At 68.5% G+C, this 19667-nt stretch carries 15 protein-coding genes; 7 read left to right on the top strand and 8 right to left on the bottom strand.

Going from position 1 to position 19667, the window contains the following annotated elements:
• Positions 1 to 40: 40 nt before the first annotated feature.
• From H4F98_RS02205 to H4F98_RS02190, 4 genes are read right to left on the bottom strand one after another with little or no spacing between them, the layout of a single operon-like run.
• Positions 41 to 1102 (bottom strand): hypothetical protein, encoded by a 1062-nt coding sequence (locus tag H4F98_RS02205; RefSeq protein ID WP_246372756.1) that lies wholly within the window; start codon positions 1100 to 1102, stop codon positions 41 to 43.
• The gene (locus tag H4F98_RS02200; RefSeq protein WP_343064712.1) at positions 1099 to 1965 is read right to left on the bottom strand and encodes an ABC transporter ATP-binding protein; all 867 of its coding nucleotides are present in this window, start codon (positions 1963 to 1965) and stop codon (positions 1099 to 1101) included. The genes H4F98_RS02205 and H4F98_RS02200 overlap by 4 nt, the downstream gene beginning before the upstream one ends.
• The gene (locus H4F98_RS02195) at positions 1962 to 2336 is read right to left on the bottom strand and encodes a GntR family transcriptional regulator (protein WP_182685028.1); all 375 of its coding nucleotides are present in this window, start codon (positions 2334 to 2336) and stop codon (positions 1962 to 1964) included. Before H4F98_RS02195 ends, H4F98_RS02200 begins: the two co-directional genes overlap by 4 nt.
• 2 nt (positions 2337 to 2338) lie before the next feature.
• The gene (locus tag H4F98_RS02190) at positions 2339 to 2650 is read right to left on the bottom strand and encodes a hypothetical protein (protein ID WP_182685027.1); all 312 of its coding nucleotides are present in this window, start codon (positions 2648 to 2650) and stop codon (positions 2339 to 2341) included.
• 369 nt (positions 2651 to 3019) lie between these two features.
• Here H4F98_RS02190 and H4F98_RS02185 point away from each other — a divergent pair, with 369 nt between their 5' ends.
• The 5 genes from H4F98_RS02185 to H4F98_RS02165 all read left to right on the top strand — a co-directional run bounded on the left by H4F98_RS02185 (position 3020) and on the right by H4F98_RS02165 (position 7118).
• The gene (locus tag H4F98_RS02185; RefSeq protein ID WP_182685026.1) at positions 3020 to 3955 is read left to right on the top strand and encodes an FKBP-type peptidyl-prolyl cis-trans isomerase N-terminal domain-containing protein; all 936 of its coding nucleotides are present in this window, start codon (positions 3020 to 3022) and stop codon (positions 3953 to 3955) included.
• Positions 3956 to 4054: 99 nt separating this feature from the next.
• A complete protein-coding gene (gene bamJ / locus H4F98_RS02180; protein WP_182685025.1) occupies positions 4055 to 4867 on the top strand; it encodes a BamJ family beta-barrel-assembly machinery protein in 813 nt (270 codons plus the stop codon).
• A gap of 54 nt (positions 4868 to 4921) precedes the next feature.
• Positions 4922 to 6259, top strand: coding sequence for a UDP-glucose dehydrogenase family protein (locus tag H4F98_RS02175; RefSeq protein ID WP_182685024.1), 1338 nt, complete (start codon positions 4922 to 4924; stop codon positions 6257 to 6259).
• 10 nt (positions 6260 to 6269) lie between these two features.
• Positions 6270 to 6500, top strand: coding sequence for a SlyX family protein (locus tag H4F98_RS02170; RefSeq protein ID WP_182685023.1), 231 nt, complete (start codon positions 6270 to 6272; stop codon positions 6498 to 6500).
• A 12-nt stretch (positions 6501 to 6512) separates the two neighbouring features.
• Positions 6513 to 7118 carry a DUF2058 family protein gene (locus H4F98_RS02165; RefSeq protein WP_182685022.1) on the top strand — a complete coding sequence of 202 codons (606 nt, stop codon included), beginning with the start codon at positions 6513 to 6515 and terminating at the stop codon, positions 7116 to 7118.
• A 14-nt stretch (positions 7119 to 7132) separates the two neighbouring features.
• Here the strand turns inward: H4F98_RS02165 and H4F98_RS02160 are convergent, their stop codons facing one another.
• The 4 genes from H4F98_RS02160 to H4F98_RS02145 are packed head-to-tail and all read right to left on the bottom strand — an operon-like array spanning position 7133 to position 13045.
• Complete coding sequence (locus H4F98_RS02160; RefSeq protein ID WP_182685021.1) at positions 7133 to 8290, bottom strand: prephenate dehydrogenase; 1158 nt, start codon at positions 8288 to 8290, stop codon at positions 7133 to 7135.
• Complete coding sequence (metH, locus tag H4F98_RS02155) at positions 8287 to 10974, bottom strand: methionine synthase (RefSeq protein WP_182685020.1); 2688 nt, start codon at positions 10972 to 10974, stop codon at positions 8287 to 8289. Before metH ends, H4F98_RS02160 begins: the two co-directional genes overlap by 4 nt.
• Positions 10971 to 12071, bottom strand: a complete 1101-nt coding sequence (locus H4F98_RS02150) for a homocysteine S-methyltransferase family protein (protein ID WP_182685019.1) — start codon at positions 12069 to 12071, stop codon at positions 10971 to 10973. Before H4F98_RS02150 ends, metH begins: the two co-directional genes overlap by 4 nt.
• A gap of 2 nt (positions 12072 to 12073) precedes the next feature.
• Positions 12074 to 13045: an ArsR/SmtB family transcription factor gene (locus H4F98_RS02145; protein WP_182685018.1), complete on the bottom strand. Its 972-nt coding sequence runs from the start codon at positions 13043 to 13045 to the stop codon at positions 12074 to 12076.
• A gap of 166 nt (positions 13046 to 13211) precedes the next feature.
• Here H4F98_RS02145 and H4F98_RS02140 point away from each other — a divergent pair, with 166 nt between their 5' ends.
• Together H4F98_RS02140 and H4F98_RS02135 are read left to right on the top strand one after the other, a co-directional pair.
• Positions 13212 to 14408 carry an acyl-CoA dehydrogenase family protein gene (locus H4F98_RS02140; RefSeq protein ID WP_343064715.1) on the top strand — a complete coding sequence of 399 codons (1197 nt, stop codon included), beginning with the start codon at positions 13212 to 13214 and terminating at the stop codon, positions 14406 to 14408.
• A gap of 204 nt (positions 14409 to 14612) precedes the next feature.
• Positions 14613 to 19643, top strand: a complete 5031-nt coding sequence (locus H4F98_RS02135) for an NAD-glutamate dehydrogenase (RefSeq protein WP_182685016.1) — start codon at positions 14613 to 14615, stop codon at positions 19641 to 19643.
• The last annotated feature ends 24 nt before the right edge of the window (positions 19644 to 19667 follow it).

The following is a 19667-nucleotide window of genomic DNA, read 5'->3' as shown; positions in this document are numbered from 1 at the left end:
GTTCGCGGCCCGCCGGGCCAGGGCCCGGCGGGCGGAGGGGTCAGCCTTCGTCGCGCCAGCGGCGCAGGCGGATGGCGGCGAAGATCATGGCGGCGCCGACGAGCGCACCGATCCACAGGTCGGGCATCTTCAGCGTCTCCACCAGGCCACCCATCGAGGCTTCGTGCAACAGCGCCTGCATGCCGCCATCGGTATCGAGTTCGCCGGCGCCGGCGCGGTAGAACATGTGGGCGCCCGGCATCGTGCCCAGCAGCAGTCGGCCGACGACATTGCTCCAGAACCACTCGCTCGACATGTCGAACAGCTTCATGACGTCGAACCAGGTGATGAAGACCCCCGCGAAGACCGGCACCATGATCGCCCAGAGGAATGGCTTGCTGCGGGCCCACACCGAGCAGAGCATCAGCCAGCCAACGGTCGGCAGCGCCCACAGCATGTACACCGGGATCCAGGTGAAGTGGCTCGAGATCAGGGTGAACATGTGCGCCGGACCCCACAGCAGGGTGAACGGGTTGCCGCCATGGACCAGGACCACGACGCTGATCATCAGCAGGAACCCGAACATCGTCGCCAATCCCACGATGCCGGCGATCAGCGGCGCCACGAACACCGCGCTGGCGACCTTGGACAACACCGTTTCGGCGTCAGAAAGCGGCAGCGACTTCCAGAACAGCACGCTGCGGTCCTTGCGTTCGTCGTACAGCGCGCCCAGGCAGTAGAAGAACACCACGAAGGCCAGCACCAGGTAGGGCCACATGCCGCTGAACAACAGCGAGATGTCGATGCCGTTGCTCAGTTTCTCCAGGTCTTCCGCGCTCAGCTTGCTGGTCAGCATGCCCAGGTCGAAGCCGTTGACGCTGACGCCGTCGAACTCCAGCTTGCCCGCGGCGGCGGCCCGGTAGCCGGCGGCGAGCGCCATGATGATGCCCATCAGCGTGAGCAGCAGGGAGATGCCGCCGGCGATCACCGGTGCCCACAGGAAGCCGCCGCGATGCTCCCAGTACTCGCGCTTGAGCAGCAGCTTGAACTTGTGGGTGGGGTGCGGTGGCGCGACCGGCGAGCGGGCCGGGGTGGCGCCTTCGTGTTCGGCAATGGCGTTCATGCGTAGGTCCCCTTCATGGTGGCGACGAACAGGTCGGCCAGGCCCGGCGTGCGTGTCTCGCCCAGCGACGCCAGGCGGCCGGCGTCGACGCCGTCGTAGAGCATCACCGTCTTGCCGAAGGGCAGGGCACGCTCGTCGATCGGCGCCAGGCCGCGCGCTTCCTCCGCGCGATCGGCGTTGACCAGCACTTCGACGAAGCGGTTACCGAGGGTATCCATTTCGCTTTCCAGTGCGATCTTGCCGTCGCGGATGAACATCACGTCGGTGAGGATGTGTTCGATCTCCTCGACCTGGTGGGTGGTGACGATGATCGTCTTGTCTTCGTCGAAGTAGTCTTCCAGCAGGCGCTGGTAGAACTGCTTGCGGTACAGGATGTCCAGGCCCAGGGTGGGCTCGTCGAGCACCAGCAGGCGCGCGTCGATCGCCATCACCAGGGCCAGGTGCAGCTGCACGATCATGCCCTTGGACATTTCGCGCACCCGCATGTCGGGCCGCAGCTGGGTGCCCTGGAGGAAGCGCTGGCAGCGTTCGCGGTCGAAGCGCGGGTGCACGCCGGAGACGAACTCGATCGCCTCCTTGACCTTCATCCAGCGAGGCAGCACCGCGACGTCGGCGATGAAGCACACGTCGCGCATGAGGTCGTCGCGACGGGTGCGCGGATCCATGCCCAGCACGTCGAGCTGCCCTTCGAAGGGAATCAGGCCGAGCATGGCCTTCAGCGCCGTGGTCTTGCCCGCGCCGTTGGGGCCGATCAGCCCGACGATGCGCCCGGCCGGGATCTCGAAGCGGGTGTCGTCGAGGGCAAGTTTGTTCTTGTAGGCCTTGCGCAGGCCACGGGCACTGACGATGTTGGCGGCGCTCACGAAGCACCTCCCTTGCCTTCGCCGGCAAGCAGGAGTTCCTGGGGGCTCAGGCCGAGACGGGTGATGCGCTCCAGCACCAGCGGCCATTCTTCGGTGAGGAAGCGCTCGCGCTCGTTGACGAGCAGTTTCCTTGCAGCCTCTTCGGTGACGTACATGCCTAGTCCCCTGCGCTTTTCAATGAGGGCCTCGTCCGCCAGTTCCTGGTAGGCGCGCGAGACGGTGATCGGATTGAGCTGATAGTCGGCCGCCACCTGGCGGACCGAGGGCAGGGCGTCGCCCGGCTTGAGCTCGCCGTCGAGCATCATGGCGATGACGCGCTCCTTCAGCTGGCGATAGATCGGAGCGCCGTCGCTCCATTGGATAGCGGTCATGTTCAACCCCGCGGTGCGAAAGAGAAGTAGGGCATCACCAGGGGCTGGCGACCGTTGCGCCGGACCTGCGATGCACCACGTGGCGCCGGTTCCCTGGCGGTGGATGGGGTACGGAGCGCGTTCGCCGAAACGGCGACGTCCTCGGCGATTCCGACTCCGGTGGCAACCATCTCCAGGGACGCGTCCATGTCCGCCTGTTCAGCCAGGGCGGACGGGACGTGCGTGGCCGGGAGCGAAGCGAAGCCCAACGCCAGGACAACGGCGCCGCCGGACAGGGCGAGGGCGGTGAGGCTGTTGTGGAGCTTGCGGTTCATGACGGCATCCTGCTCGGTTGGTTGATAGGTGTTGTATGTAACTATAACACCACAACACGGCCGTGCAAGTTTTTTCTGCCCAACTAACGGCAGGGGGGGGGCTCCGACCCTGTTCAGCTTGCCAGGCCAGGTAATGGCGTGCCCCGGCGGCCCTGTCTCGCCCCGGTGCCTGCCACCGGGGCGAACCGGCAGCGCAGTCGGTGCCGGACCGCGATTGCACTTTTCGTGCCGAGCACGGTCGATATTTGCCGGAATGCCGCGGCACCGCGACAATGGTCGCTTCGTGCGACGACTGGCGGCGCGCGCCGACCCCGCGGCATTCCTGCCGCCGGCCGGATGACCGTACATATATCGAGGAGCAGCTCTGCAATGAAGGCTTTGATTCGAGGCGCAGCCGCGCTGGTGGTGGCCGCCGTGGCCGTGGCCGGCATCGCGACGACCCACGTCGCGCGTGCCCAGGACGCCGCGGCGCTTTCGTCCGATCGCGACAAGGTCAGCTACATGATCGGCCAGGACGTCGGCGGTTCGATCGCGCCGATCGGCGAGGACCTCGACCTGGCCGCGTTCCAGCGTGCCCTGGAGAACGCGTTCAAGGGCGGCGAGCCGCTGATCACCGGCCCGGAGGCGTCCACGGTCGGGCAGGCGCTGATGTTGCGTTCGGCCTCGCGGGCCGGGCAGGCCCCGGCGGGCGTCGAGATCCCCGAGGTCGACAAGGAAAAGGTCGGCTATCTCGTCGGCAACGACGTCGGGCGCATGCTCAAGCCGATCCACGACGAGATCGAGTTGCCGGTCTTCCTGCAGTCCGTCCGCGACAAGACCAGCGGGGCGCCGTCGAAGCTCGATGAAGCGACGTTGGCAAGCATCCGCGAGTCGTTCTCCGCGCGCATGAAGACCAAGGCCGCCGAGCGGCTCGCGGCCACCAAGGCCGAAGGCGAGGCGTTCCTGGCCGCCAACAAGGGCCAGAAGGGCGTCATCACCACCGGGTCGGGCCTGCAGTACATGGTGCTGCGCCAGGGCTCGGGCCCGCGCCCGCGCTCGAGCGACACCGTGCGCGTGAACTACAAGGGCACCCTGCTCGACGGCACCGTGTTCGACAGCTCCTACGATCGTGGCGTACCGGCCGAGTTCGCGCTCGACCAGGTGATTGCCGGCTGGACCGAAGGCGTCGCCCTCATGCCGGTCGGCAGCAAGTACCGCTTCTGGGTGCCGAGCGCGCTGGCCTACGGCGCCCGCGGGATGCCGCAGGGCGGCATCGGCCCCGACACGATGCTGATCTTCGAAGTCGAGTTGCAGGCCATCCTCTGAAACCACGGGCCTGGACCGTCCCCCGGCGGTTCATCTCCCGGCGATACGCGCACCCGCATGATGGGGCGCATTCCCCATCCCCCTCCTGGAGTTCCATCCATGTCGACGTTCCTGCGCACCACCCGTACCGCCCTTGTCACGACCGCCCTGGCGATCGGCCTGGCCGCCTGCGACAAGCCGGCGACGGAGGGCGACGCCCCCGCCACGCCTGATGCGACCACCGATGCCGCGACCGCGAAGCCGGGCGAGGGCGGACTGGCGATACCCGGCCTGGAGGGCGAGAAGGCGCAGGCGGGCTACATGATCGGCCTGCAGATGGCGAAGTCGCTGGAGCCGGTCAAGGGTGAGATCGACCAGGACGCGCTGTTCGACGCGATCCGCACCACGCTGGCCGGCGACGAGCCGCTGATGACCGATGAGCAGGCCCAGGAGGTCGCGCAGGCCTTCGGCCAGCGCATGCAGGAGAAGATGGAAGCCGACCACGCCGCGCAGGCCACGGCCAATGCCGACGAGGGCAAGGCATTCCTGGAAGCCAACGCAAAGAAGGAGGGCGTCAAGACCACGGCCTCGGGACTCCAGTACCAGGTCATCACCGAGGGCAAGGGCGCCCAGCCCAAGGCCGAGGACACCGTACGCGTGCATTACACCGGCAAGCTGCTCGACGGCACCGTGTTCGACGATTCGACCGAGGCGGGCGAGCCGGTGGAGTTCCCCCTCAACCGCGTCGTGCCGGGTTGGAGCGAGGGCCTGCAGCTGATGACCGTCGGCAGCAAGTACCGCTTCTGGATCCCGGGCGAGCTCGGTTACGGCGAGATGGGCACCCCGGGCGGCCCCATCGGCCCGAACGCGACCCTCGTGTTCGAGGTCGAGCTGATCGAAATCGTCAAGGACCCGGGCACCCCCGCCGGCTGAACCCGGGGTCCGGCGACCGGCCGGATCCCTGCCACCTGGAGCAATACCCGCCTTATGCGCGTGACGATATTTGGAACCGGTTATGTTGGCCTGGTCACCGGCACCTGTCTGGCCGATGTCGGCCATGACGTGGTCTGCGTCGACATCGACGAGGTCAAGGTCGAGGGCCTGAACCGTGGCGTGGTGCCGATCTTCGAACCGGGCCTCGAGCCCATGGTCAAGGCCAACCACGCCGCGGGGCGGCTTCGCTTCACGACCGATGCCGAAGCCGCGATCGCCCATGGCGACATCCTCTTCATCGCCGTCGGCACGCCGCCGGACGAAGACGGCAGCGCCGACCTCCGCTACGTGCTGGAGGTCGCGCGTACCATCGGTCGCCACCTGTCGCGCCCGGCGGTCGTCGTCGACAAGTCCACCGTGCCGGTGGGGACGGCCGACAAGGTCCGCGCGACCATTGCCGCGGAACTTGAAGCGCGCGGCGTCGATGTCGACTTCTCGGTGGCATCCAACCCGGAGTTCCTCAAGGAGGGCGACGCGGTCAACGACTGCATGCGCCCCGACCGCATCGTCATCGGCGCGACCGACATGGCCGCGGTGGAGAAGCTCAAGCGCCTGTATGCGCCGTTCAACCGCAATCACGAGCGGATCGTGGTCATGGACGTACGCTCGGCTGAGCTGACCAAGTACGCGGCCAATGCGATGCTCGCGACCAAGATCAGCTTCATGAACGAGATCGCCAACATCGCCGAGCGCGTCGGCGCCGACGTGGAGATGGTCCGCCAGGGCATCGGCTCCGATCCCCGCATCGGCTGGCACTTCATCTATCCCGGCGCCGGTTATGGCGGTTCCTGCTTCCCCAAGGACGTCCAGGCGCTTGCGCGGACCGCCCAGCAGCATGGCATGGACCCGCGCCTGCTCAATGCAGTGGAGTCGGTCAACGAGCACCAGAAAAAGCACCTCTTCGAACTGATCGAACGGCACTACGGCGGCAAGCTGAAGGGCAAGACCTTTGCCGTGTGGGGCCTGGCCTTCAAGCCCAATACCGACGACATGCGCGAGGCCTCCAGCCGGCGCCTGCTGCAGCAGTTGTGGGACGCCGGTGCCCAGGTGCGCGCCTACGACCCGGAGGCCCGCCACGAAGCGCAGCGCATCTTCGGCGAGCGCGACGACCTGGTCCTGTGCGAATCGGCCAACGGCGCGCTGGTCGGGGCCGATGCGCTTGTCGTCGTCACCGAGTGGAAGCCGTTCCGCAGCCCGGACTTCCCCCGCATCCGGCAGGCCGTCGCCGATGCGGTGATCTTCGATGGTCGCAACCTGTACCATCCCGACGAAGTCGAGGCGGCCGGCATTGCGTACTACGGCATCGGGCGTGGCCGTTCGGTGGCACGTTGAAGCGGCACTCATGAACGAAGAGCTTGCAAGGCGCATGGTCGAACTGGAAACGCGGATGGCGTTCCAGGAGCACGCGCTCAACGAACTGAGCGACGCCCTGGCCGCCGCCCGGGACGAAGAGGCGCGCAACGCGCTGCTCCTGCACCGGGCGCTGGACGAGCTGAAGCAACTGCGCGCGACCCTGTCGACGGGGGGGCTTTCGGCCGACCCCTCGCAGGAACCGCCCCCGCCCCACTACTGATCCACGACAACGATGAGCGACACACTCCGCAACCAGCTGCTCGGCCTGGGCTTCAAGGCCCCGCCTGCCGAGAAGCCCAAACCGGCGCGCAAGCACGACGCGCACGGTGCGCGCGCTCGACCGGCGCCGGGCAAGGCGCCTGGCAAGGGCGGCCGAAAGGGCGCGCCCTCCGCGCGCAAGCCGCGCTCGCAGGAAGACATCGACCTGGCCAAGGCCTATGCGATCCGTGCCCAGCGCGAAAAGGACGAACGCATCGCCGCCGAAAAGGCCCGCCAGGAGGAAGCGCGCCTGCGTCGCGAGGCCCGTGCCCGCGTGGCCGAGCTGGTCAAGGGCCAGTCGCTCAACCGCGAGGACGCCGATATCGCCCGCCACTTCCCCTATGGCGGCAAGATCAAGCGCATCTACGTCAGCGCCGAGCAATTGAAGGCCCTCAATGCCGGCGAGCTGGGCGTGATCCAGCAGGATGGTCGCTACCTGCTCGTCACCGCCGAACTGCTCGCGCAGGCCGAGGCGATCTTCGCTCCCGCCATCGCGCTGAAGGTCGACCCCGATGCACCGGCCGCGGACGACCCCTACGCGGACCCGCAATACCAGGTGCCCGACGACCTGGTCTGGTGAACGCGCCGCGGCGCTCAGTCGCCGCGGTGGCCCGCGGTCACGCGACCGATGCCACGGGTTTCCAGCGCCTTGGCCACTCGCGCGAGGGTATCGGCGGGCAGGTCGTCGAGGCTGCGGCGGTCCAGTCCGATGCGGAAGTGGAGTTCTCCCTCGGGCGAGCGCGAGGAGTGGATGGATTCGATGTTCACCGCATGTTCTTCGAACACGTGCAGCAGCCGGCACAGCGACCCCGGCGCGTCCTCGGGCAGGAACACGCTGAGGAAATCGGGAGACTCCAGGTCGGCCAGCAGGTAACCCAGGCGATCGAAGTCGTGGCTGCCGGCGGCAAGCGCGGGTGCGCCGAAGAAGCTCGCCGACTCCTCCAGCAATCGCGTGCGCAATGCCTGCCTGGCCTCCGCATCACCGCGGCGCAACTGGTCGCGCAGGAATCCGACCGCTTCGGCCATCAGCTCCACGGCCGGCAGCACGTGCGGGTTGTCGAACTGGATGTCGGCGTAGATCCCCGGGTTGCCCGCCAGCATGCGGGCACTGACGATCCGGTCCAGTGCATGACCGACCGTGCGCAGCGGTCGCAGGGCTTCCAGGCCCCCGAGCGCGGGCGCCTGCCGCCGCAGGACGGCGGCCTGCGCCATGTGGCTGGCGTGGGTCAGGCCCTGGACCAGGGCCATCGCGCGGTCGTGGTGTCCGGGGGTCACCTCGATGCATTCGGCCCGGGTCGCGGCGAGGAAACCGTCGAGCCAGGTGCGCCAGCGATCGAGGCGGGCAGGGCATACCGCCATCACCCGCCCCTGCAGGGTCGGGATCAGGGGCGGCGCCGCCATCGGGTGCAGGCCCACGACCTCGGCCCGCGAGGCGAGCAGGGCCTCGACCGGACCTTGCTTGATGGAGGTGAGGTCCATCCACAGGCATCCCGCCTCGCGTCCGCGCGCGGCGCGGGCGTACTCGGCGATCAATGCCGGCGTGAGGCGGATCGGCGCGCTGAACACCAGCACGTCCGCCCGCGTGACCAGCTCTTCGATGGACAGGGCCTCGTCGCCGGCCGGGTCCCGGCCGATCACCCGCAGACCCATGCGCGTTTCGAGGAAGTGCTGCAGCCAGCGGCCATAGGCGCCGCGCCGGCCGACGATGCCGACCACCGGCGCCGTGCCCGAGGGACCGGGCAAGGGCGTCATTCGGGATCGTAGTCGAGGTTGGAGGCGAGCCAGCGCTCGGCCTGGGCCAATGTCGCGCCCTTGCGTCGCGCGTAGTCCTCCACCTGCTCCTTGCCGACGCGGCCGACGACGAAGTACTGGCTGCCGGGGTGGCTGAAGTAGTAGCCCGACACGGCGGCCGTGGGGTACATCGCGAAACTCTCGGTCAGGGTGATGCCGACCCGCTCCTGCGCGCCCAGCATCTCGAACAGGGTCTGCTTCTCGCTGTGCTCCGGACATGCGGGATAGCCGGGCGCGGGGCGGATGCCGACGTAGGCCTCGTCGATCAGCGCCTCGTTGTCGAGCGCTTCCCCGTGCGCATAGCCCCAGTAGTCGCGGCGCACGCGGGCATGCAGGCACTCGGCGAAGGCTTCGGCCAGGCGATCGGCCAGGGCCTTGAGCATGATCGCGTTGTAGTCGTCGTGGTCGGCCTCGAACCGCGCCACGTGCGCCTCGATCCCGATGCCGGCCGTGACCGCGAAGCAGCCGATCCAGTCCTGCCTGCCGCTGGAGGCAGGGGCGATGAAGTCGGCCAGGCAGAAGTCGGGGCGCTCGACCGGCTTGTCCACCTGCTGGCGCAGGAAGTGCAGGTCGAAGCGCTTGCCCTCGACATCGACGCGGACATCGTCGCCCTCGGCATTCGCCGGCCACAGGCCGAACACGCCGCGCGCGGTCAGCCATTTCCCGGCGACGATCCGGTCCAGCATCGCCCGCGCGTCGCGGTAAAGCTCGCTGGCCTGCTCGCCGACCACTTCGTCGGTCAGGATCGCAGGGTAGCGCCCGGCCAGTTCCCAGGCGTTGAAGAAGGGCGACCAGTCGAGGTATTCCAGCAGCTCCTCGAGCGGAAAGTCCTCCAGCACGTGCAGGCCCGGTTGTGCGGGCGCCGGCGGCACGTAGTCGTCCCAGCCGCCATCGAAGGCCTGCGCGCGCGCCTTCTCCAGCGACACCAGGCGCTTGCCGCTGCCGCGGTTGCGGTGGCGTTCGCGGATCTCGGCATAGTCGGCATCATTGGCGGCGACGAACGGCGCGCGCAGTTCCGGGCTGATCAGCGACTGCGCCACGCCGACCGCGCGCGAGGCGTCCTTCACCCACACCGTGGGCGAATCGTAGTGCGGGTGGATCTTCAACGCCGTGTGCGCGCGCGAAGTGGTCGCGCCACCGATCAGCAGCGGGGTCTGGAAGCCCTGCCGCGACATCTCGCGGGCGACGTGGCTCATTTCCTCCAGCGAGGGCGTGATCAGGCCCGAGAGACCGATCAGGTCGGCCTTCTCCTCTCGGGCGCGGTCGAGGATGGTCTGCGCCGGCACCATCACCCCCAGGTCGACGACCTCGAAGTTGTTGCAGGCCAGGACCACGCCGACGATGTTCTTGCCGATGTCGTGCACGTCGCCCTTGACGGTGGCCAGCACGATCTTGCCGTTGTTCCGGCCGACGTCGCCGGTACGCAGTTTCTCGGCCTCGATGTAGGGCAGCAGGTAGGCCACGGCCTTCTTCATCACCCGCGCGGACTTGACCACCTGGGGCAGGAACATCTTGCCTGCGCCGAACAGGTCGCCGACCACGTTCATGCCGTCCATCAACGGACCTTCGATCACGTCCAGCGGGCGCGCGGCCTGCGCACGCGCCTCCTCGGTGTCGAGCTCGATGTACTGGTCGATGCCGTGCACCAGCGAGTGCGACAGACGTTCGCGCACGGGCTTCTCGCGCCAGGCCTTGTCCTCGACCTTCTTCTCGCCCTTGCGGCCCTTGAACCGTTCGGCGATCTCCAGCAGGCGCTCGGTGCCGTCGGGCCGCCGGTTGAGCACGACGTCCTCGACGCGCTCGCGCAGCTCGGCGTCCAGCTCGTCGTACAGGGGCAGGGCGCCGGCATTGACGATGCCCATGTCCATGCCGGCGCGGATCGCGTGGTACAGGAACACCACGTGGATCGCCTGGCGCACGACCTCGTTGCCGCGGAACGAGAACGACACGTTCGACACGCCGCCGGAGACATGGCTGAGCGGGAAGCGGCGCTTCAGCTGGCGGGTGGCCTCGATGAAGTCGACCGCGTAGTTGTCGTGCTCCTCGATGCCGGTCGCGATCGCGAACACGTTGGGGTCGAAGATGATGTCCTCGGGCGGAAACCCCACGCGTCCGGTAAGCAGCGCGTGCGCACGCGAGCAGATCTCGACCTTGCGGTCGATCGTGTCGGCCTGGCCGACTTCGTCGAAGGCCATCACCACGACCGCCGCGCCGTAGCGCCGCACCAGTCGTGCCTGGCGCAGGAACTCCGCCTCGCCTTCCTTCATCGAGATGGAGTTGACGATCCCCTTGCCCTGCAGGCACTTGAGCCCGGCCTCGATCACGCTCCACTTGGAACTGTCGACCATCACCGGGATGCGCGCGATGTCGGGCTCGGCGGCGATCAGGTTGAGGTAGTCGACCATCGCCTTCTCGGAGTCGAGCAGGCCCTCGTCCATGTTGACGTCCAGGACCTGGGCGCCACTGTCCACCTGCTGGCGGGCGATCTCCACGGCCTCGTCGTAGCGGTCTTCCTTGATCAGCTTGCGGAACTTCGCGCTGCCGGTGACGTTGGTGCGCTCGCCGACGTTGACGAAGTTGGTAGACGGCGTGATCTGCAGCGGCTCCAGGCCGCTGAGCCGGGTATGACGGGGCAGGGTGCTCACGCGGCCTGCTCCAGGCGCGGGTGCACGCGCGGCGCATGGCCGCCGACGGCGGCGGCGATCGCGGCGATGTGCGCGGGCGTCGTGCCGCAGCAGCCGCCGACCAGGTTCAGCAACCCGGCGCGGGCGAAGTCGCCGAGCACCAGGGCCATGTCCTCCGGGGTCTCGTCGTAGCCGCCGAAGGCATTCGGCAGGCCGGCGTTGGGGTGCGTGCTGACATAGGCATCGGCGATCTGCGCCAGTACGTCGACATGCACGCGCAGGTCCCTGGCGCCCAGCGCACAGTTGAGCCCGATCGACAGCGGTTGCGCGTGGCGCAGCGAATACCAGAAGGCCTCGGCGGTCTGGCCCGAGAGGGTGCGGCCGGAAGCGTCGGTGATCGTGCCCGAGACCATCACCGGCAGTCGCGCCCCGCGCGCCTCGAAGGCCTCCTCGATCGCGAACAGCGCCGCCTTGGCATTGAGCGTGTCGAAGACCGTCTCGACCATGATCGCGTCGGCGCCGCCGTCGACCAGGCCGTCGGTGGCTTCGCGGTAGGCGACGCGCAGCTCGTCGAAGCTGATCGCCCGGAACCCGGGGCGGTTGACGTCAGGACTCAGCGAGGCGGTCCGGCTGGTCGGGCCGAGCACGCCGATCACGAAGCGCGGTCGAGCGGGGTGTTCGGACTCGGCGGCATCGCAGGCCTCGCGCGCCAGGCGCGCGCCGGTCTCGTTCAGCTCGCGCGCCAGGTGCTCGAGGCCGTAGTCGGCCAGCGAGATCGTCGTCGAGTTGAAGGTATTGGTCTCGACGAGATCGGCGCCCGCGGCGAGGTACTGGGCGTGGATGTCGCGGATGATGTCCGGCCGCGTGATGCTGAGCAGGTCGTTGTTGCCGCGCTGGTCGTGGGCGCAACCGCAGCCGGGACCGTGGGCGTGCCCGGCCTCCGGCAGGTACCCGGCGTCGAAGCCGCCGGCGAAACGCTCGCCGCGATAGTCGGCCTCCTCCAGCCCGTGCTGCTGGATCATCGTGCCCATCGCGCCGTCGATGACGAGGATGCGTTCGCGCAGGCAGCGTTCCAGCGACTCGGCACGTACGGGGTTCAGCCAGGGGAGGGTGTCCACGATCAGCTCTTCTTCTGGGCGGTCCGGGGCTCACGGACGCGGCCGGCGGGCTTGCGCGCGAGCAGGGCAATGACTTCGAAATGCGGGGGGCGGCGTTCGCGGGTCACGGTGTCGCAGCTCACGATGTCCAGCCCGGCCTTGTCGGCGAATCGCGAGAGCTCCTTCTCGGTGAATCCCAGGTTGACGTGGCCGAAGGCCTCGACCGTGCTCTGGTGTCCGTGCCGCGCCAGGCTGGTGAGCAGCAGGCGGCCCCCGGGGCGCAGCACGCGCGCCGCCTCGGCCACGGCCTGGGCGGGGTGCTCGGCATAGGTCAGCGCGTGCATGAGCACGACGAGGTCGAAGCTGGCCTCGGCGAAGGGGATGGCGTGCATGTCGCCCTCCTGCACCTCCACGTTGGCCAGGCGGCGCAGGCGCTCGGTGGCGGCGTTGACGACCTTGCTGCTGGCGTCCAGGCAGACGTAGCGGTTGGCATGCGGGGCCATGAGTTCGGCCAGCACGCCGTCGCCGGAGGCAATGTCGAGCACGTCGCCGGGTTCGAGCAGGGGCAGGGCGGAGCGCGCCATGGCCTCCCAGGTGCGTCCGGGCGAGTAGTGGCGCTCCATGTCGCCGGCGACCGAGTCGGCCCAGTTCTGGTCGGCGGCGCGCATGGCGAGCACGCCGGGGACGCGCTCGGCGTCCTGGCGCAGGAGGGGGTCGTCGCTGCCCGAGCGCAGGGTCTGCCAGAGCGCCCGCTGTGCCGGGTCCAGGGCCGAGTCCTCGAAGCGGTAGTAGGCCGAGACGCCCGAGCGGCGGTCGCGTACCAGGTTGGCCTCCTTGAGCTTGGCCAGGTGGGTCGAGACCCGGGGCTGGGCCAGCCGGGTGATTGCCGACAGCTCGGCGACGGTGAGCTCTTCGTGTTCGAGCAGGGCCAGCAGGCGGACCCGCGTCGCGTCGGCGAACACCTTCAGTCGGGATGACCAGCCTTCGAGGTCCATCGGGGGCTCCAGATCGGGGGTGGGGCGCCGTGTGGGTCGCGCTGGCGCCTGTTAATTCATCATATCATCGCGATATAGCGATAAGTTTGATTCGCGACGACGACGGGGTCAAGCCCGCACGGCCCGTGCACTGGGGTTCTCGGGCCGGGATCGCTACAATTCACGGATTGCCTGTCTAGAAGACAAAAGTCGAGGTGCAGACGTGGATTTCAGCTTTACCGAAGAACAGTTGATGATCCAGGACGTTGCCAAGCGCATCGCCCAGGAAAAGATCGCCCCCAGCGCGGAGCACCACGACCGGACGGGCGAGTTCCCCCTGGAGAACATCCGCACCCTCGGCGAGAACGGCCTGATGGGCATCGAGGTGCCGGCCGAGTACGGCGGCGCCGGCATGGACCCCATCAGCTACGTGCTGGCGATGGTCGAGATCGCCGCCGGCGACGCCGCGCACTCCACCATCGTGTCGGTGAACAACTCGCTGTTCTGCAACGGCATCCTGAAGTTCGGCACCGAGGAGCAGAAGCAGACCTACGTGCGCGCGATCGCCGAGGGCAAGGAGATCGGTGCGTTCGCGCTGACCGAGCCGCAGTCTGGTTCCGACGCCACCGCCATGCGCTGCAAGGCGGTGAAGCAGGCCGACGGCAGCTTCGTCATCAACGGCAAGAAGAGCTGGATCACCTCCGGTCCGGTGGCGCGCTACATCGTGCTGTTCGCGATGACCGACCCCGACAAGGGCGCCCGCGGCATCACCGCCTTCATGGTGGACACCCAGCGCGAGGGCTTCCACCGCGGCAAGACCGAACCCAAGCTCGGCATCCGGGCCTCGGCGACCTGCGAGATCGAATTCACCGATTACGTCGCCCGCGCCGAGGACGTGCTGGGCGACGAGGGCCACGGCTTCAAGATCGCCATGGGCGTGCTCGATGCCGGCCGCATCGGCATCGCCAGCCAGGCCATCGGCATCGCTCGCGCAGCCTACGAGGCCACCCTGGAGTACGTCCGCGAGCGCAAGGCCTTCGGCCAGCCGATCGGTGCCTTCCAGATGACCCAGGCCAAGATCGCCGACATGAAGTGCAAGCTGGACGCAGCGCTGCTCCTCACTCTGCGCGCGGCCTGGACCAAGGGCCAGACCGAGAAGAACGGTGGCCGCTTCAGCAACGAGGCCGCGATCGCCAAGCTCACCGCGTCCGAGGCGGCGATGTGGATCACCCACCAGGCCGTGCAGATCCATGGCGGCATGGGCTACTCCAAGGAAATGCCGCTGGAGCGTTACTTCCGCGACGCCAAGATCACCGAGATCTACGAGGGCACCAGCGAGATCCAGCGCCTGGTCATCGCCCGCAACGAGACCGGCCTGCGCTGAAGCCATGAACGCGTGCACGGGCATCGCCGCGTCGACAGCCGGGAACGGCCGTCGCGGCGAGTCCGTGCGCGTGCGTATTGATGTCGGCGGCGCCGGCATCAGTTCGTGTTCACGTCAGGTGGCGTGCAATAGCCACGCCCCCCACTCTAAACCCAATGGCCTGCGCGAAAGCGCGGGCCTCACTGCAATGGACACCCTGTTTCCATGAGCACCGCCGAAAAAGCGAAGAAGACCTCATCCCCCAAGGCGCCGGCCACCCCGCGCGCTGGCAAGCGCAACCCGTCCTCGACCGCGAAGGGGGCTGCCCGCGTCGCCGCGGGCGGCGAGCTGGTCGACAGCGTGTCGCTGGCACCGATCATCGCGCAGATGCGCAAGCGCCTGCCGAAGGCGCGCCACGACGAGGCCGAGGCCTTCGCGCGCGCCTTCTACCAGCGCATGGAGGACGACGAGCTGCCGATGCATTCGGCCGAGGGCTGGGCGGCGCTCGCCTGCGACTTCTTCGAGTTCGCCCGCTCGCGCAAGCCGCGCCAGGCCTCGATCCGCCTGTTCAACCCGACCCTGGCCAAGCAGGGCTGGGAGTCGCCGCACACGGTGCTGCAGATCGCCAACGACGACATGCCGTTCCTGGTCGACTCGGTGACCATGCGCCTGGCCGAGCTCGGCATCGGTGTCCACGTGCTCGGCCACCCGGTGGTCGAATTCAAGCGCGATCGCGGCGGCAAGCTGCTCGCGGTGGGCGAGGGTACCGGCGAATCGCTGATGCACCTGGAGATCGACCGCCAGGCGGCGGACGCGATCCCGATGGTCGAGCAGGCGATCGCCTCCGTGCTGGCCGACGTGCGCGCGATCGTCGACGACTGGCGCAAGATGCGCGACAAGATGGTCGAGATCGCCGACGGTTTCTCCGATCGCGTCGCGCCGATCGACGAGGCCGGCCGCCAGGAGGCCCAGGCCTTCCTGCACTGGGCCGCGAACAACCACTTCACCCTGCTCGGCTACCGCGAGTACGAGGTGGCCAAGCAGAAGGGCGTCGAGGTCCTGCGCGCGGTCAAGGAAAGCGGGATGGGCCTGCTGCGCGAGGCCGACGTCGGCAAGCCCCGCCTGCTGACCTCGCTCGCCGCGCACTACATGCCGCAGTCCGGCGCGGTCGATGCGCTGATCCTCACCAAGACCAACGCCCGCGCCACCGTCCACCGTCCCGGTTACATGGACTACATCGGCGTGCTGGGCTTCGATGGCGACGGCAAGCCGGTGAAGGAACAGCGCTTCCTCGGCCTGTACACCTCCAGCGCCTACACCAGCCGCCCCTGGGACATTCCCCTGGTGCGCGAGCGCCACGAGTACGTGATGGCGCACTCGGGCCTGGCGCCGGACAGCCACAACGGCAAGGCCCTGCGGCACATCCTGGAAACCCTGCCGCGCGACGAGCTGTTCCAGTCCAGCGGCCCCGAGCTGCTGCACACCGCCATGGCCATCCTGGGCCTGCAGGAGCGCGTGCGCAGCAAGCTGTTCCTGCGCCGCGACCGCTACGGGCGCTACTTCTCCGGCCTGGCCTACATCCCGCGCGACCGTTTCAACACCGAGGTGCGGCACCGGATCGAGGCCATGCTCAAGCGCATGCTGCACGGCGAGCACATCGACACCAATGTCATGCTCAGCGAATCGCCGCTGGCGCAGTTGCACATGATCGTGCGGCCCAAGTCCGGCGAGGCGATCCAGATCGACCACGCGGCGATCGAGGCGGAGCTCGCGCGCATCGTGCGCAACTGGCAGGACGACCTGCGCGACGCGCTCGTCCGCCGGCATGGCGAGAAGGAAGGCCTGCACCTGGGCAACAGCTACGGCCGCGCCCTGCCGGCGGGCTACATCGAGCATTCGGGCGTCGAGGCGGCGGTCAACGACGTCGAGCACCTGGCCGGGCTGCGCGGTCCCGAGGACCTGAGCCTGAGCCTGAGCCGCACGCACCCGGGGCAGGGGGGGCTGCGTTTCAAGTTCTATCGCCAGCTCGACGACATCCCGCTCTCCGATGCGCTGCCGATGATGGAGAACATGGGCCTGCGCGTGATCGCCGAGCACCCGTTCCGCATCGTTCCCGACGAGACCCCGCTGTACATCCAGGACTTCGAGGTCGAGACCACGGGTGGCGACATCGACGTCGGCCAGCTCGGTAGCGTCTTCGAAGAGGCCTTCGGGCAGATCTGGCGCGGCAACGCCGAGAACGACGGTTTCAATCGCCTCATCCTGGCCGCCGGCCTGTCCTGGCGCCAGGTCGCGATGCTCCGCGCCTACTGCAAGTACCTGCTGCAGGTCGGCGTGCCGTTCTCGCAGGCCTACGTCGAGCAGACGTTCGCCCGCTATCCGCTGCTCGCGCGCCTGATGGTGGAACTGTTCGAGGCCCGCTTCGACCCCAACACCGGCAACGAGAGCCGTGCCGAGATCAAGGCCGGCATGGCGCGCTTCAAGGCGCAGATCGAGGGCCTGGCCCAGGGCGACGCGTCGACCATCGCCGCGCTCGCGCCGGTGGTCGAGGCGCGCGAAGGCAAGCGCGACCGCCAGGTGGAGGCCACCCGCAAGGCGTTGCTCGCGCTGCTGGACCGCGTCTCCAGCCTCGACGAAGACCGCATCCTGCGCAGTTACATGGGCGTGATCGACGCGACCCTGCGCACCAGCTACTACCAGACCGGGGCCGGCGGCGCCGAGAAGGGCTACGTCAGCTACAAGTTCGACTCGGCCGAGGTTCCCGACCTGCCCAAGCCGCGGCCCTACCGCGAGATCTTCGTCTGCGGACCGCGCGTGGAGGGCATCCACCTGCGCTTCGGCCCGGTGGCGCGCGGCGGCCTGCGCTGGTCCGACCGTCGCGAGGACTTCCGCACCGAGGTACTGGGCCTGGTAAAGGCGCAGATGGTGAAGAACACGGTCATCGTCCCGGTGGGCTCCAAGGGCGGCTTCATCAGCAAGCGCCCGCCCGAGGGTGGCGACCGCGACGCGATCTGGGCCGAGGGCGTGGCGTGCTACCGCATGTTCATCAACGGCCTGCTCGACATTACCGACAACCTGGTCGAGGGCAAGGTCGTCCCGCCGGTCGACGTGGTCCGCCACGACCAGGACGACCCGTACCTGGTGGTCGCGGCCGACAAGGGCACCGCGACCTTCTCCGACATCGCCAACGGCATCGCCCGCGAGCATGGGTACTGGCTCGACGATGCCTTCGCCTCCGGCGGCTCGGTCGGTTACGACCACAAGGGCATGGGCATCACCGCCAAGGGCGCCTGGGAGTCGGTCAAGCGTCACTTCCGCGCCCTGGGCCGCAACAGCCAGAAGGAGGACTTCACCGCGGTCGGCATCGGTGACATGTCCGGCGACGTGTTCGGCAACGGCATGCTGCTGAGCCGTCACATCCGCCTCGTCGCCGCGTTCGACCACCGCCACATCTTCATCGACCCCAACCCCGACGCCGCGGCGACCTTCAAGGAGCGCAAGCGGATGTTCAAGCTGCCGCGCTCGAGCTGGGCGGACTACGACGCGTCGCTCATCAGCAAGGGCGGTGGCGTCTTCCCGCGCACGGCCAAGTCGATCGCCGTCTCCCGCGAGGCCCGGCAAGCGCTGGGCATCGACGAGTCGGTCGAGGCGATGAGCCCCAACGAGCTGATGAGCGCGATCCTGCGCGCGCCGGTCGACCTGCTGTGGAACGGCGGCATCGGCACCTACGTCAAGGCCGCAAGCGAGACCCATGCCGACGTCGGCGACCGTGCCAACAACGCGCTGCGGGTCAACGGCCGCGAACTGCGCTGCAAGGTGGTGGGCGAGGGCGGCAACCTGGGCCTGACCCAGCTGGGGCGCATCGAGGCGGCCCTGCACGGCGTGCTGCTCAACACCGACTTCATCGACAATTCGGCCGGCGTGGACACGTCCGACCACGAGGTCAACATCAAGATCCTGCTCAACGGCCAGGTCCAGGCCGGCAAGCTCACCGTGCCGGCGCGCAACAAGCTGCTGGCGGCGATGACCGACGAGGTCGAGGCGCTGGTACTGGTGGACAACTACCGCCAGAACCAGGCCATCAGCCTGATGGAGCGGATGAGCGTCCCGCGCCTGGGTTCCAAGCAGCACTTCATCCGCACGCTGGAATCGCAGGGCCTGCTGGACCGGCAGATCGAGTACCTGCCCAGCGACGCGGAGATCTCCGAGCGCAAGTCGCGCGGCCAGGGCCTCACCCGCCCCGAGCTCTCGGTGCTTCTGTCCTACGCCAAGCTGGTGATCTACCAGCAGTTGCTGGAGTCCGACATCCCCGAGGACCCGTACCTGTCCAAGGAGCTGGTGCGCTACTTCCCGCAGCCCTTGCAGGAGAAGTACGCCAAGGGCATGCAGCAGCACCGGCTGAAGCGCGAGATCATCGCCACGGCGGTCACCAACTCGATGGTCAACCGCATGGGCGCGACCTTTACCCTGCGCATGCAGGAGGACACCGGGCGCAGTGCCGCCGAGGTCGCCAAGGCCTACACCATCGCCCGCGAAGCGATCGACGCACGCGGTCTGTGGGCGCAGATCGACGCGGTCGACGGCAAGGTCGCCGAGTCGGTGCAGATCGACGCCCTCCAGGTGATCTGGCACCTGATGCGCAGCATGTCGCGCTGGCTGCTGTCGCGACCGGGCGCCATTCCCGAGATCACCGAGGCGATGGCCCGCTACGGCGATGGCCTGGAGGCGGTGCGCAAGGCGCTGCCGGAGTCGATGTCGGAGGTGCGCCGCGAAGGTTTCGAGCAGCGCCAGGCCGAATGGCGCCGCAAGGGCTTCCCGGCGGCGCTGGCCGAACAGCTGGCGGCCCTGCCGCTGCTCGAGTTCGCCTGCGACATCGTCGAGATCGCGCACGCGCGGCGCATGCCGCCGGCCGAGGTCGCGAGCGCCTACTTCAGCCTCGGCGCGGCGTTGCACATGCCCTGGCTGTACGAGCAGATCGACGCCCTGGAAGTCGACGGTCGCTGGCAGGCCCTGGCCCGCGGCGCCCTGCGCGACGAGCTGGGCATCCAGCAGCGCGCCCTGGTCGGGCAGATCCTGTCGACGGGCGGCAAGAAGCCGGCGCGCGACAAGGTCGAGGCCTGGCTCAAGCGCGACGATGCCTCCCTGCGTTTCACCCAGGCCATGCTCACGGAGCTGGTGAACCAGAAGTCGATCGACTACCCGACGGTGTCCGTCGCCGTGCGGCGCCTGGCCCAGGTCGCGGGGTCCGGCGCCTGACCGGCGCCGCGGTCACGGGGTCGC

Origin of the sequence: Marilutibacter spongiae (assembly GCF_014145325.1) — a bacterium.
Taxonomy (GTDB): domain Bacteria; phylum Pseudomonadota; class Gammaproteobacteria; order Xanthomonadales; family Xanthomonadaceae; genus Marilutibacter; species Marilutibacter spongiae.
The sequence above is the reverse complement of the archived record's forward strand: the minus strand, read 5'-3'. Positions and strand labels throughout refer to the sequence as shown.